A 12464-nucleotide genomic window follows, 5' to 3' on the forward strand; every position below is an offset into this window, starting at 1 on the left:
CACGTTGCTGGATGGCCTTCAGGCGTTTGCCGACGCCGGGGGCGGTCATCAGGCTGCCGTTGGAAACAATCGGGTTGGCACCAATGATCAGCATGAAATCCGTATGGTCGATGTCCGGCACCGGAATCAGCATGCCGGCACCCAGCATGTAATTGGAGGCCACGTGGTGTGGTAACTGGTCCGCCGATGCGGAGCTGTAGCGGTTATTGGTGCCCAGCGCCTTGAAGAACCGCGGCAGCATGATGGCGTTGCCGAAGTTATGGGCGTTTGGATTACCCAGATAAACCCCGACCGCATCCTGCCCGTGTTCCTGCTGGATGCCGCGAAACCGCGAGGCGATTTCCTCGAAGGCAGCTTCCCAGCTGATCTCCTGCCAGCCGTCCGCGGTGCGCTTCATAGGTGCTTTCAGGCGGTCCTTGTCATTGTAGAAATCCTGCAGTGCAACGGCTTTCGGGCAGATATGGCCGTGGCTGAACGGGTCGTTGCTGTCGCCCTTGATGGACAGGATCTCGCTACCCCGATGCTGGATTTCGAGGCCACACATGGCTTCACAGATGTTACAGGTGCGGTAATGGGTCTGGGTGTCGGTCATGGCAAACACTCGGTCCGGATATTGTCGTTATTGGTACTGGCAGTGTGGCACAAGCCGGCGGAAAATCAGACGGTCATAATTCACATAAAACCGGTCAATCCCGCCAAATACTGTTTCTCTCGGTGCCTGAAAGACAGGCCGGAATTTCATCGTACAATAGCCCATGGCTAAAACCTTTTACCGTCGGGGCCCGGACCATCGAGCCGGAGCGCCGGTTACCTTTCTCGACGTCCGCCGTCGTTTCCAGTTCCGTTCCATCGAGCTTGGCCGCTGGGTCACCGAGCCGGAAAAACAGCGCAGTGCGTCGCTGTTCTACGATGCCCTGTGCGATCTGATGACCATTCTTGGCGGCACCGAGTCTCTGGTTTCCCTGCGTGGCACCCTGGCTCTTCAATATGGCATTGGCGGCCGACCGGGTGTGTCGGCCCACTACACGCCGGCCACGCGCAGCTTCTCACTGGCCAAAAATGCCGGGCCCGGCAGCATCGCCCACGAGTGGTTTCACGCCTTTGATCATTACATCGGCGAGAAACTTTTCGGCGAGGCCCACAGAGGCCAGTTTGCTTCGAAGCTCTGGCTTGGCCGTGACGACGCTGTGCGGCATCCGCTGAACGATCGACTGCAGGCCTGCTTCAAGGCGATTCTGCTGGACGAAAAAGGCGCAGAGCCCAGCGAGCTCTTCCGGTGCTCGGTGAGGGCGGACAAAGCGGCAGGAATTCAATATTTCAGCTTGCCTGAAGAGCTTTGCGCCCGGGCGTTTGAAGCGTTTGTGCAGGATGCAAACGTGAAGAACGCCTTTCTGGTGAGCGGAACCCGAGAATCCGAAGACGCAAAACTGGGGCTCTATCCGGTTGGCGCGCAACGGGAAAGAGTCAACCGCGCGTTTCACCGTTATTACACGTCTCTTGGCCGGGCGCTTCGCTTGGCAGAGGAGTAAACGTCTCCTCGGCCCGTGACTTGTCTTCCAACATCCAGCCAGGCTTTGAGATCTTCAAGTGAATTCGGTGGGCAGATCCAGTAGCCCTGGAGCATTTCCGCTCCGAGAGATTCAAGGAGGTGTGCCGATTTTTCGGTCTCAATGCCTTCGGCAACCACCCGATAACCCAGGCCCTGGCCCATACTGATGGCGGTTTCCACAATCATCCGGGCGCTGTCGCTGGACTCGATGTCCTGCAGCAGGGTGCGGTCCAGCTTTATTTCGCTGGCGGGCTGCTTCTTCAGGTAGGAGAGTGAGGAGTAGCCGGCGCCGAAGTCGTCAATTGAGAGCTTGAGCCCGATCGCCGTCAATTCATTCAGGGCTTTCAGGCCCCGGTGTGGATCGTCCATGGCCGCGGTTTCGGTGAGTTCGATGATGACCTGTTCCGCCTGTAGCTGATATCGCTTTATGCGGGTTTCAAACAGGCCAATCAGTTCTGGAGAACTGAGATCGCGAGCGGAGATATTCACTGAGATGGTCAGCTCCGGATCAATCTCGTGGAGTGCTTTGAGATCGTTCATAGCCTGATAGTAGAGCTCGGTCTGATTGTGGTGCAGTGCCTCCCGGAGGTCGGACATCAACGTCAGCCGGCTTTCGTCATAGATGTCATCCTTGCGGGAATACAGGCCGGTTTGATACGGGCCATGAGGCGCCATTTCCATGCCGACATGGGCATTGCGGATCAGCAGAGCGGCTTTCTTGCCATGTTCCGGATAGCTGGCGGCACCGAACCGGGGATTGGGCTCTATGGCGATGTTATCCAGCAACACGGGTTCCGCCAGTTGTTTAAGTGCGTTATCCAGCGACTGGAAGTCGTCTGCCGTTTTACTGACGTTCACCAACAAACCAAAACTGTCGCCAGACAGCTGATATACCCGCTCATCGTTCCCACGCGCATCGACGGTTTGATGAACCATGGGCAGGCCTGAGGCCAAACGGGTCATCTGCTCTGCCATGGCCTTGAGCAAACGTTCGCTACGGTCCAGGCCCAGGGTCCGGTTGATTTCCTTGAGCTGCGTTATCCGGGTAACGCCCACCATGAAGCGGCCGTTGGGGTTCTGCCGCAATTGCTCATCCACCATCCATTCGAATCGGTTCCGGTTTGGTAGCCCGGTCACCGGGTCATGGGTCAGTGCTTCATTCAATTGGGTCTGGGCTTCGTTGCGGGCCTTCTGTTGTTTGAGGATATCGGCCTGAGCCTGGATTTTCTGTTCCCGTTCCCGGTATAGGCGGTCGGCGAGGGCAAGCGTGAGAATGAAAGCCTCGAGCCCGGAGCCGATCTGCATGGCGTACTCGGTAAAGAAATTCTCCGGCAGCAGGCCCAGGGCCCGCCCCGCCGTTGCCGAGACCCCTATCGTAAGAGGTGTCCAGGCGATCGTGAAGAACACCCCGGCCCTGACACCGGCAGCCCAGGCCACAGGGCCGGCCACCAGGAGCAGTGAGAAGAACGCGAACGCGGAAACGGCCGCCACCCGGATACCGGTGTCGTAATCCAGCAGCGGCGCAGACAGGAAAAACAGCATTTCAAACAAGAGCATAGCCTGCAGGGCCCGGTACAGCCTGGGGCTGTTAGAGCGAACCTGGAGGAACTCCATGCAGAAAAGTATCGAAAACATCGCCAGGAATGGCATCGACAGCAGAAGCACATGCGTGTGAAGAAACGGTGCGCCCGGGTAGATGTGCTGAAGTGTATAGCCGCGCACAGCGGCGAAGAACAGGAAGTAGCCGGAAATGGCCAGGGCGTAGAACAGGTACAGCTTTTCTCGCAGGGTCAGGAACACGGCCAGGTTGATCAGGATGATCACTGCCAGACTGCCGTAGTAGAAAAAGTGCAGTTTCTGCTCGTTGGCAGCGGCTTCGTAAAAATCATTCTGCTGCCAGATCTGCAGCGGCACCACCATCGTGCCCTGGGTGGCGACCCGGATATAAAGCGTTTTCGAGGCGTCCGGGGCTACATGGAATCGATATAGCATGTTGGGATGGTCGACATCCCTGGGGTAGAAAGAGCGGGTGTCCCCGGTGGCGAATTCTCGGAGCAGGGTGCCGCCGGAGAGCTCGTGAAACACCACGTCATCAAGCTGGGAATAGCCCAGCTCTGCAATCAGAAGCTGGTCGCGGCCGGTCTGGTTTTGCACCTCAACCCGCAGCCAGTAGGCGGAATCGGTAATCCCGAAGGTGGCCTTACCCGATGGATTGGTCTGCCAGGCGCGATCGGGAAGGGCGCGAACATCGGCCAGTTCCGCTTCGGCGCTGGCGTCTTCCCAGTACTGGAAATGGCTTTCAATCGGTTTTTCTGAGGCAAGTGTGACCGGGGCGCTATTCGCATGCGCAAACTGCGACGTGAAAGTCGCCAGACTCAGTAAAAAGATACGCAGAGCAGTGCTGAGGATCACCAACAGTAGACCCCGTTATATCGCCATCAGGCTTTTTTATTTTCCTGATCATCAGCTTAACAGCCTTTCTTCACCGGAAAAGCCGAGAACCAATATTTAATGTAGCGAAATGTCTCATATCTGCAGATTCTCCGCCTTGCCCACCCGTCCTTTTGTGCTCCCCGTAGCCCTCAAGCACCTGTCTCGATAGCGGCCCATCTGCTACGTTGAAAGGAGACATTCATTCCCAAGGAGGCCTCTATGTTCGTCGCTGAAAAAGCAACCGGGCACCTGATCGAAGTTCTGGATACACAGGCGCTGTTTGATCCCCATAGCCAGCAGGTGCGAGGCAGCCTCCATTACGGAGAGGAGGCGCAGGATCCTGAATTGTTTAAAAAAGCCGAACTCGCATTTCCCTCCGGTGAAGCGCTTCCTGTGTGCTGGACAGACCCGGATTACCGTCGCCATAGCTGATATTTGCTTGCCCTTCCTGCCGTCACAACCGCGCCATATCAGAGTGGCGCGAGGCTTCCCTGCTTTCTGATCAGGTTTGAATTCCCCGCCTCGCTTCTGTAAGATTTTTATTAATTGAACGTTCAATTAATAAAAAGCAGGGCTGATTGGTGCTGCTTTTCAACACCGGAAACAAGACGAGTAACCGAAGCCGCCATGCCAAAAGTTGGGGTCAAAGACACACGCAAGCAGCAGCTGATTGAAGCCACCATGCATTCGATTGCCGAGCTGGGCATGCAGAACACCACCATTGTGAGCATCAGCAAACGGGCGGGCATGTCCTCCGGGATTATCAGCCATTATTTCGGCGGCAAGCAGGGTCTGATTGAGGCGGCCCTGCGTTATCTGCTCGATCAACTGGGCAAGGAACTGCGGGAGCGCATGGCCAAGACCGACCGCTCCCCGGAACAGCGGCTCAATTGCATCATCGAGTCGAACTTTTCCGAGTTTCAGCGCTCGGCGCTGGCGGCCAAGACCTGGCTGAGCTTCTGGGCCCGGTCGATGCATGAGCCGGGGCTCAAGCGGCTGCAGCAGATCAACAACGCCCGGCTGTACAGCAACCTGCGATATTCCTTCGCACAGGTGCTTGAACCGGCTGCGGCGACCGAGGCCGCCCGGCAAACCGCGGCAATGATCGATGGGTTCTGGTTGCGCAGTGCCCTGAGCCTGGACCCGGCAGAGAGCTTTGAAGCCGGTGAGCGGCTCTGCAAGAAATTTGTCCACGAGACACTGGCCCAGGCAACCGCCTGAGCCGAGATTGATTCGAACGGCCCACAAGGCCTGAAGACACCGAACCGAGGTTAATTACCGACTATGTCTGCATCTCTTCCTGTTGTTCAGAATTTCGTCCATGGCCGTTTCCTGGCCAACAGCACCGGCGAAACCTTCCCCGTGGTGAACCCGGCCACGGGTCAGGTTATCTACGAAGTGGAAGTGGCGGATGAATCCGTGCAGCAGGCCGCCATTGAAAGTGCCCGCGCCGGCTCTGGCCTGCGGTAACGCCATGATTTTCAAGCCATCCGAGGAAACCCCCATGGGTGCGGTGAAGCTGGCGGAAATCTTTACCGAAGCGGGTGTGCCGGCGGGCGTATTCAACGTGGTGCAGGGCGCCGCCGAAGTGGGCCAGTGGCTGACCCACCACCCCGAGATTGCCAAGGTCTCCTTCACCGGCGAAGTGGCCACCGGGAAGAAAGTTATGGCCGCGGCATCTTCCACCCTGAAAGACGTCACCATGGAACTCGGCGGAAAATCCCCGCTGATCATCTTTGACGATGCGGATCTTGAGAACGCCATTTCCGCCGCCATGGTCGGCAACTTCTACACCCAGGGTGAGATCTGCACCAACGGCACCCGGGTGTTTGTTCATGAAGATCTGTACCCGCGCTTTATCGAACGTCTGCTGGAACGCACCCGCAACAATATCAAGCCTGGCGACCCGATGAATCCGGACACCAATTTCGGCGCGCTCATCTCCGCAAAACACCGGGATCTGGTGCTCGATTACATCGCCAAAGGCCTGTCCGAAGGCGCGACTCTCAGCCACGGCGGTCGGGCCTTCGAGCCTGAGGATTCCAAGGGCGGCTATTTTGTGGAACCCACCATTTTCACCGACTGCACCGATGATATGACCATCGTAAAGGAAGAGATTTTCGGGCCGGTGATGTCGGTCCTTACTTTCCGCGATGAGGACGAGGTGATTGCCCGCGCGAATAACACGGATACGGGTCTGGCCGCTGGCGTGTTCACCAACGATATCCGTCGGGCCCACCGGGTGATTCACCAGATCCAGGCCGGCATCTGCTGGATCAACAGCTACGGCGCTTCCCCGGCGGAAATGCCGGTTGGCGGCTACAAACTCTCCGGCATCGGCCGCGAGAACGGGCGCGAAACCATTGCGCACTACACCCAGATCAAATCGGTGTATGTGGGCATGGAAGATTTGGACGCACCCTTTTAGTCGCAGGCCACACAGGAGAGCGCGTATGACAGAAAATCGATACGACTACATCATTGTGGGTGCGGGTTCCGCCGGTTGTGTACTGGCCAACCGCCTGACCGAGGACGCGCGCCACCGGGTGCTGCTGCTGGAAACCGGCGGCAGCGACAAGAGCATCTTCATCCAGATGCCCACCGCCCTTTCCATTCCCATGAAGACCAAGAAATACGCCTGGCAGTTCGAGACCGAGCCGGAGCCGTTCCTGGACAACCGTCGCATGCACTGCCCACGGGGCAAGGTGCTGGGGGGGTCTTCCTCCATCAATGGCATGGTCTATGTCCGTGGCCACGCCCGGGATTTTGACGAATGGGATTCCGAGGGCGCTACTGGCTGGCATTACCGCAACGTCCTGCCGTATTTCAGGAAGGCCGAAACCTGGGCCTTTGGCGGCAACGACTACCGGGGCGATAAGGGCCCGCTCGGTGTGAATAACGGCAATAACATGCAGAATCCGCTCTACAAGGCCTTTATCAGGGCGGGTTCCGATGCCGGTTACTTCGAGACCGATGATTACAACGGTACGCAGCAGGAAGGCTTCGGCGCCATGCACATGACCGTGAAGAACGGTCGTCGCTGGTCCACTGCGAACGCCTATCTGCGCCCGGCCATGGAGCGCGATAACCTGACTGTGGTCACCCATGCGTTGGTGCACAAGGTGTTGCTCGATGGCAAAACCGCCACCGGTGTCCGTTACGAGCAGGGCGGCAAGGTGCACGAGGCGAAAGCCGCCGAGGAAGTCATCCTGTCAGCGGGCTCTATCGGTTCGCCCCACCTGCTTCAGCTGTCCGGAATTGGCAAGCGTGAGGTACTGGAGAAGGCTGGTATCGAGGTAAAGCACGAGCTACCCGGCGTTGGTGAGAACCTGCAGGACCACCTGGAGTTTTACTTTCAGTACCGCTGCAAACAGCCGGTGTCGCTCAACGGCAAGCTAGACTGGTGGAACAAGCTGAAGATCGGTGTTCGCTGGATTCTCCGCAAGGATGGTCTGGGCGCCACCAATCACTTCGAGTCCTGTGGCTTCATCCGGTCCAAGGCCGGCGTCGAGTGGCCCGACCTGCAATATCACTTCTTACCGGCAGCCATGCGCTACGACGGTAAAGAAGCCTTCAACGGAGACGGATTCCAGCTGCACATTGGTCACAACAAGCCGAAAAGTCGGGGCTTTGTGCATGTGCAATCGGCCGACCCGAAACAGGCACCGACCATCCGCTTCAATTATCTGCAGCACGAGGCAGACCGGGAGGGCTTCCGGGACTGTGTGCGCCTGACCCGGGAAATCATCAACCAGCCGGCCATGGACGAGTACCGGGGAGCGGAGATCCAGCCCGGTGCCGAGGTCCAGACCGACGAGGAAATTGATGCGTTTGTCCGCCAGGCGGTGGAGAGCGCCTACCACCCGTCCTTCTCCTGCAAGATGGGCACCGACGAGCTGGCGGTGGTGGACCCGGAGACGCGGGTTCACGGTATCCGGAATCTCAGGGTGGTGGATTCGTCCATCTTCCCGACCATACCCAATGGCAACCTGAATTCGCCCACCATCATGTTGGCCGAGCGGGCAGCCGATCTGATCCGGGGCAGGGAGCCCCTGCAACCTTCTGACGCGCCTGTGGTGATGGACGACCAGTGGCAGACACGTCAGCGACCGGGACAGGCAAAGCGCGCGCTCGCATAGCGCGTCGTCATCCCACCCGGGCGTGCAACGCGCCCGGGGTTTTGCAAGCCCTCAGGATTTCCCTATCAGCGCGACGGTGTTCTGCCGTTTTCGGGCGCCCGATAGGCAAGTCCTGGGTTTGTGTCCGATTCGAACCAAGTAGAGGAGGAACACCCATGCTGTTTATCAAAAAGAAAGAAAGTAACCGGAGGACGTTATGACACTCTGGTTATCCGCAGGTCTGATCTTCACCTTCGCCGCCATTGTGCTGATTTTGTACAAATGGTGGGACATCCAGTGCATCGGCGTGACGCCCGTCCGCACCTTCACCTTTATCGCCATCCTGTTCACCTCCGGTCTGGATGTGGGGCTGATCATGTTCCCGCTGACCGAGTTCGGTGGCTATGGCGATCTGTCTGCGAACCCTGAGTACGGCTTTGCCAACCCCTGGCTATCGAGTTCGGGTTCTGGGCGTTCCTGATCTGGGGCTTCTATTTCCTGACCTGTTTTTACTTCGCGATCATTGAGCCGCGGGTGCAGTTCTTTGAGATTCCGTTGGTAAAGGTCGTAAATAACGTGGTGATCATCGGCACCTGTGCGTTTACCGCCTATCTGCTGCTGGTGAATCTGCCCTGGTACCTGCCCATGCTAGGTGATGGCGAATCGGTGGTGCCAGCGTTCTACTTCATTGTATTTGCCTCGATTGCGCTGGCGGTCTATTCCAGCTCCAAGATCAAATATGTGCGCATCCTCAGTCTGGGCTCGAGCCTGTTGTTTATTGCCCTGATCGTGGGCATGTGGTTCCGGGCGTTTGTTATGGGCGCGGGCTCACCGGCAGACTTCTTTGGCACCGCCGGATTGATCGGCGAGTACTTCGCCAACATCCACCAGTTCGCCCTGCCGATTAACGACTACCACGAGTTCTACCTGTTCTGGTGGTTTGCCTGGAGCATCATGATTGGCCAGTTTACCGCGCGTTTTGTGAGCGGTATCCGTACCTGGCAGCTGTTGATTGCCATGCTGGTGGTACCGTCCATCGCCATTGGTGTCTGGTTTACCGTGCTTTACCACTACCACGCGGAAGGCCTGCAGATTGCGGCATTCACCAATCTCGCCATGATTTCGGTGGGTGTGTTGATGGTGGTGAACTCGCTGGATTCATTGATCCGGCTCTATACCGACAATCTCAATCTCACTGCCCAGCACCTCGGGCGGGTGAACTATGTTGTGTTCAATTTCCTGGCGATGGTTGGTCTGACCATGCTGTTCCAGCTGGATTTCTTGCGGATTCAGTGGGTTGGCGCCCTGGTGATTGCGCTGTATTTTGGCTGCTTCGTCTATATCCTGGCGAACAAGCGAGCAGAAGTGGCTGCCATTAAAGCGTCACCGAAAGAAAATATTCTGGACTTTGGAAAGATTGAACTGGCTGGCTAAGACCCCATAAACGGGGTGGCGGAAAAATTCCCTTCAGAAGCCAGGGATAGGTTTTTCCTATCCCTGGCTTGGGAATTATCAATTTTATCCGCACCGCCGATATCCGTACTGTGGGCGCCACAAATTCATTAACTTATGAATCCATCAACAAGGAGTTCTTTAATGGGCATCATTAACAGCGAGATCAAACCGTTCAACGCTACCGCCTTCAAAAACGGCGAGTTCGTTGAGATCAGCGAAGCAGACGTGAAAGGCAAATGGGCGGTATTTTTCTTCTACCCGGCCGACTTCACTTTCGTGTGCCCGACCGAGCTGGGCGACGTGGCTGACAAGTACGAAGAGCTGCAAAAGCTGGGCGTTGAAGTATTCTCCGTGTCTACCGACACGCACTTCACCCACAAGGCATGGCACAGCAGCTCCGAGACCATCGGTAAGATCAACTACTACATGGTTGGCGACCAGAACGGCACCATCACCAACAACTTTGGTGTGATGCGCGAAGGTCAGGGCCTGGCAGACCGCGCTACCTTCCTGATCGATCCGGACGGCGTTATCCAGGCCATGGAAATCACTGCTGAAGGTATCGGCCGTGACGCAGACGACCTGATGCGCAAAGTGAAAGCCGCTCAGTACGTTCGCAAGAACCCTGGCGAAGTATGCCCGGCCAAGTGGAAGGAAGGCGAAGAAACGCTGACTCCGTCACTGGACCTGGTTGGCAAGATCTAAGCTCTCCTTACGGAAAGCTTGGTTACAAAAAACCCCGGAAAATCCGGGGTTTTTTATGTCTGATGAAAAAGTGAGGTTCAAAGAGCCTCTAGGATGGTTTCGGCGCTGGTCTGGTCCAATCCCTGGGCGTCGATATTCAGCAGCTCGACCTTGCCGTCGTTCACGATCATGGCGTAGCGCTGGCTACGAATGCCCATGCCGTTCGCAGTCCGATCCTGGGTCAGATCCAGAGCCTTGGCGAACTCTGCCACGCCATCGGCCAGCATGACGATTTCTTCGGCGTTGTGGGCCTTGCCCCAGGCGTCCATTACAAACGCGTCGTTTACTGACGTGCAAACGATGCTGTCGATGCCCTTGGCCCGCAGTTTGTCGGCATTTACCACAAAACCGGGTAAATGGGCGGCTGAACAGGTGGGGGTAAACGCGCCGGGTACAGCAAACAGAACGGCTTTCTTGCCGGCAAAGAGTTCACTGGTACGGACTTTCTCAGGGCCTTTTTCGCCCATTACCTGAAGTTCGATGTCTGGCAGGGTATCACCCGGCTGAATTGGCATTGCTATGGTCTCCGCTGTTGTCCTTGTTGAAATAGTCGGCACCCCGGGCCTTGAGGCGATAGAACTCTTCAATTACGCCGGCCATCGCCTCGGCACAGTAGGGCCGCAGACCACTTAATACGAGCCGTTTGGTCACTTCGCCCACTGGTTTGTGATCGGCGGTCAGACGGTATTCCAGAAGAACGTTACCCCGTTTACCGGCTGCCTCCAGGGTGGCGTTGTGCAATTCCAGCCCGGGCGAGGGCAGATCCAGATTCTCCAGGGCCAGGCTCATGCTCTCGTACATCACCATGGGGCGATCAGGATTGAACATCACCCCGTTAGACTCCATCAAAGGTTTCAGGGTATGGGGGAAGTTCTTGCCGGAGGCCGCCACATAGGCACGGGTGATGGTCTCGATCAACTCCTCATCCCGGGTTGTCGCGCCGCTGCGGGCCACCTCGATATAGACTTTGCCGGCGTCGTCACAGACGTCAATGGTGTTTTCGGTTTCAACGAACTTGAGCGGCACATTCTCTCCAAGCAGGCTGCGGAACCGGAAGGTCATGTTCTCCGACAGCCCGAACCGGGCGAGCACAATGGCGAAAAGCAGGTCTCCTGGAACGCAGAAACGGCGGGCATCCGGGTCGTGGATGGGATTGAAATCCCCCGCGATTTCCTTGGCGAACTGGCTTGCCTGCAGGGCGGAAATTACGACGTGTCCGTCCTGGACGGAGTGGAAACGGTCTAGAAACATGCGTTGCCTATTCTGGATACCAGAGAATGATGTTGCGACGATATGACAACATCATACTGCGGCAGGCTTTCGGTGGATATGCGCTATTGGTCAAGCCCCGAGCAGCGGTGAATCTGGAGGTATAGCAAAGCCCTATCAAACAGTTTGGGTCAATTAATTTGAGCATTGAGTGGCGGGGCCGTATTGTTGCACCAACTCAACTTAACCACCGTATTTGATTCAAATACTTAGTTCCGAAATTTAAAGGAGAAGTCAGACTATGTTGGATGCCAATATCAAGGAACAGCTCAAGGCCTACATGGACAAGCTGCAGCAGCCGATTGAGCTGGTTGCGGCCTATGACGACAGCAAGAAGTCCCAGGAACTCCGGGAGCTGCTGGAAGAGCTGGAGCCGATGTCTTCCAAGATCAGTCTCCGCACTGAAGAATCCAATGACGTGCGTCGTCCGTCCTTCGCCATCAACCGAGTAGGCACCGATATTGGCGTTCGCTTTGCGGGCATCCCCATGGGCCACGAGTTTACTTCCCTGGTCCTGGCCCTGCTGCAGGTGGGTGGTCATCCCTCCAAGGCGTCCCAGGATGTGATCGAGCAGATCCAGTCTCTGGAAGGCCGGTTCGAGTTTGAAACCTACTTCTCGCTGTCCTGCCAGAACTGCCCGGACGTGGTTCAGGCCCTGAACCTGATGAGCGTGTTGAACCCGAACATCACGAACACCTCTATCGATGGGGCCCTGTTCCAGGATGAAGTGGAGCAGCGCGAAGTCATGGCGGTTCCCAGCGTTTACATGAACGGTGAGCCCTGGGGCCAGGGCCGTATGACCCTGGAAGAAATTGTTGCCAAGCTGGACACCAGCTCCAGCGAGAAAGACGCCGAGAAAATCAATCAGAAAGACGCCTTTGAGGTCCTGATCATTG

12 protein-coding genes and 1 pseudogene are annotated in these 12464 nt (G+C 56.9%); 9 read left to right on the top strand and 4 right to left on the bottom strand.

Translation table 11 applies throughout. The annotated features are described in order from the left end of the window. Positions 1-592, bottom strand: a 592-nt coding sequence (locus B2W52_RS20045) for a molybdopterin-dependent oxidoreductase (protein WP_286803969.1), incomplete at its 3' end; no start/stop codon positions are given. Positions 593-755: 163 nt separating this feature from the next. Here B2W52_RS20045 and B2W52_RS20050 point away from each other — a divergent pair. Then, a complete protein-coding gene (locus tag B2W52_RS20050; RefSeq protein ID WP_092030693.1) occupies positions 756-1529 on the top strand; it encodes a CLCA_X family protein in 774 nt (257 codons plus the stop codon). On the opposite strand, the gene B2W52_RS20055 is transcribed toward B2W52_RS20050, so the two are convergent. Then, on the bottom strand, positions 1487-3961 hold the full coding sequence (locus tag B2W52_RS20055) for a 7TM diverse intracellular signaling domain-containing protein (protein WP_273072873.1): 2475 nt from the start codon (positions 3959-3961) through the stop codon (positions 1487-1489). The two genes, B2W52_RS20050 and B2W52_RS20055, sit on opposite strands and share 43 nt — an antisense overlap. A gap of 240 nt (positions 3962-4201) precedes the next feature. Between B2W52_RS20055 and B2W52_RS20060 the strand changes: the two genes are divergently transcribed. The 7 genes and pseudogenes from B2W52_RS20060 (at position 4202) to ahpC (ending at position 10260) form a co-directional block, all read left to right on the top strand. Beyond that, positions 4202-4414, top strand: a complete 213-nt coding sequence (locus B2W52_RS20060; RefSeq protein WP_053113332.1) for a hypothetical protein — start codon at positions 4202-4204, stop codon at positions 4412-4414. Between the two features lie 195 nt (positions 4415-4609). Further along, entirely contained in the window at positions 4610-5203 is a 594-nt protein-coding gene (betI, locus tag B2W52_RS20065; protein ID WP_273072871.1) for a transcriptional regulator BetI, read from the top strand. A gap of 63 nt (positions 5204-5266) precedes the next feature. Continuing rightward, positions 5267-6410: pseudogene (locus B2W52_RS20070) on the top strand (aldehyde dehydrogenase family protein). Between the two features lie 25 nt (positions 6411-6435). Next, positions 6436-8121, top strand: a complete 1686-nt coding sequence (betA, locus tag B2W52_RS20075; RefSeq protein ID WP_286803970.1) for a choline dehydrogenase — start codon at positions 6436-6438, stop codon at positions 8119-8121. Between the two features lie 196 nt (positions 8122-8317). After that, a complete protein-coding gene (locus B2W52_RS20080) occupies positions 8318-8581 on the top strand; it encodes a hypothetical protein (protein ID WP_273069221.1) in 264 nt (87 codons plus the stop codon). 53 nt (positions 8582-8634) lie between these two features. Next, positions 8635-9534: a BCCT family transporter gene (locus tag B2W52_RS20085; protein ID WP_286803971.1), complete on the top strand. Its 900-nt coding sequence runs from the start codon at positions 8635-8637 to the stop codon at positions 9532-9534. A gap of 162 nt (positions 9535-9696) precedes the next feature. Then, positions 9697-10260 carry an alkyl hydroperoxide reductase subunit C gene (gene ahpC / locus B2W52_RS20090; protein ID WP_008172630.1) on the top strand — a complete coding sequence of 188 codons (564 nt, stop codon included), beginning with the start codon at positions 9697-9699 and terminating at the stop codon, positions 10258-10260. 77 nt (positions 10261-10337) lie between these two features. Here the strand turns inward: ahpC and B2W52_RS20095 are convergent, their stop codons facing one another. Then, positions 10338-10814, bottom strand: a complete 477-nt coding sequence (locus B2W52_RS20095; RefSeq protein ID WP_008172631.1) for a peroxiredoxin — start codon at positions 10812-10814, stop codon at positions 10338-10340. Then, positions 10795-11550, bottom strand: a complete 756-nt coding sequence (locus B2W52_RS20100; RefSeq protein WP_008172632.1) for a DUF3581 domain-containing protein — start codon at positions 11548-11550, stop codon at positions 10795-10797. The genes B2W52_RS20095 and B2W52_RS20100 overlap by 20 nt, the downstream gene beginning before the upstream one ends. 259 nt (positions 11551-11809) lie before the next feature. Here B2W52_RS20100 and B2W52_RS20105 point away from each other — a divergent pair. Further along, on the top strand, positions 11810-12464 hold a 655-nt coding region (locus B2W52_RS20105; RefSeq protein WP_286803972.1), incomplete at its 3' end, for a thioredoxin family protein.

It is taken from the genome of Marinobacter sp. UBA2498 (genome assembly GCF_002341575.1).
GTDB classification, from domain to species: Bacteria; Pseudomonadota; Gammaproteobacteria; order Pseudomonadales; family Oleiphilaceae; genus Marinobacter; species Marinobacter manganoxydans.

What these genes read in the sequence shown, in the direction of transcription:
- B2W52_RS20050 (WP_092030693.1), top strand. Translation starts at nt 756, where the DNA reads ATGGCTAAAACCTTTTACCGTCGGGGCCCGGACCATCGAGCCGGAGCG.
- B2W52_RS20060 (WP_053113332.1), top strand. Translation starts at nt 4,202, where the DNA reads ATGTTCGTCGCTGAAAAAGCAACCGGGCACCTGATCGAAGTTCTGGAT.
- betI (WP_273072871.1), top strand. Translation starts at nt 4,610, where the DNA reads ATGCCAAAAGTTGGGGTCAAAGACACACGCAAGCAGCAGCTGATTGAA.
- betA (WP_286803970.1), top strand. Translation starts at nt 6,436, where the DNA reads ATGACAGAAAATCGATACGACTACATCATTGTGGGTGCGGGTTCCGCC.
- B2W52_RS20080 (WP_273069221.1), top strand. Translation starts at nt 8,318, where the DNA reads ATGACACTCTGGTTATCCGCAGGTCTGATCTTCACCTTCGCCGCCATT.
- ahpC (WP_008172630.1), top strand. Translation starts at nt 9,697, where the DNA reads ATGGGCATCATTAACAGCGAGATCAAACCGTTCAACGCTACCGCCTTC.
- B2W52_RS20095 (WP_008172631.1), bottom strand. Translation starts at nt 10,814, where the DNA reads ATGCCAATTCAGCCGGGTGATACCCTGCCAGACATCGAACTTCAGGTA.
- B2W52_RS20100 (WP_008172632.1), bottom strand. Translation starts at nt 11,550, where the DNA reads ATGTTTCTAGACCGTTTCCACTCCGTCCAGGACGGACACGTCGTAATT.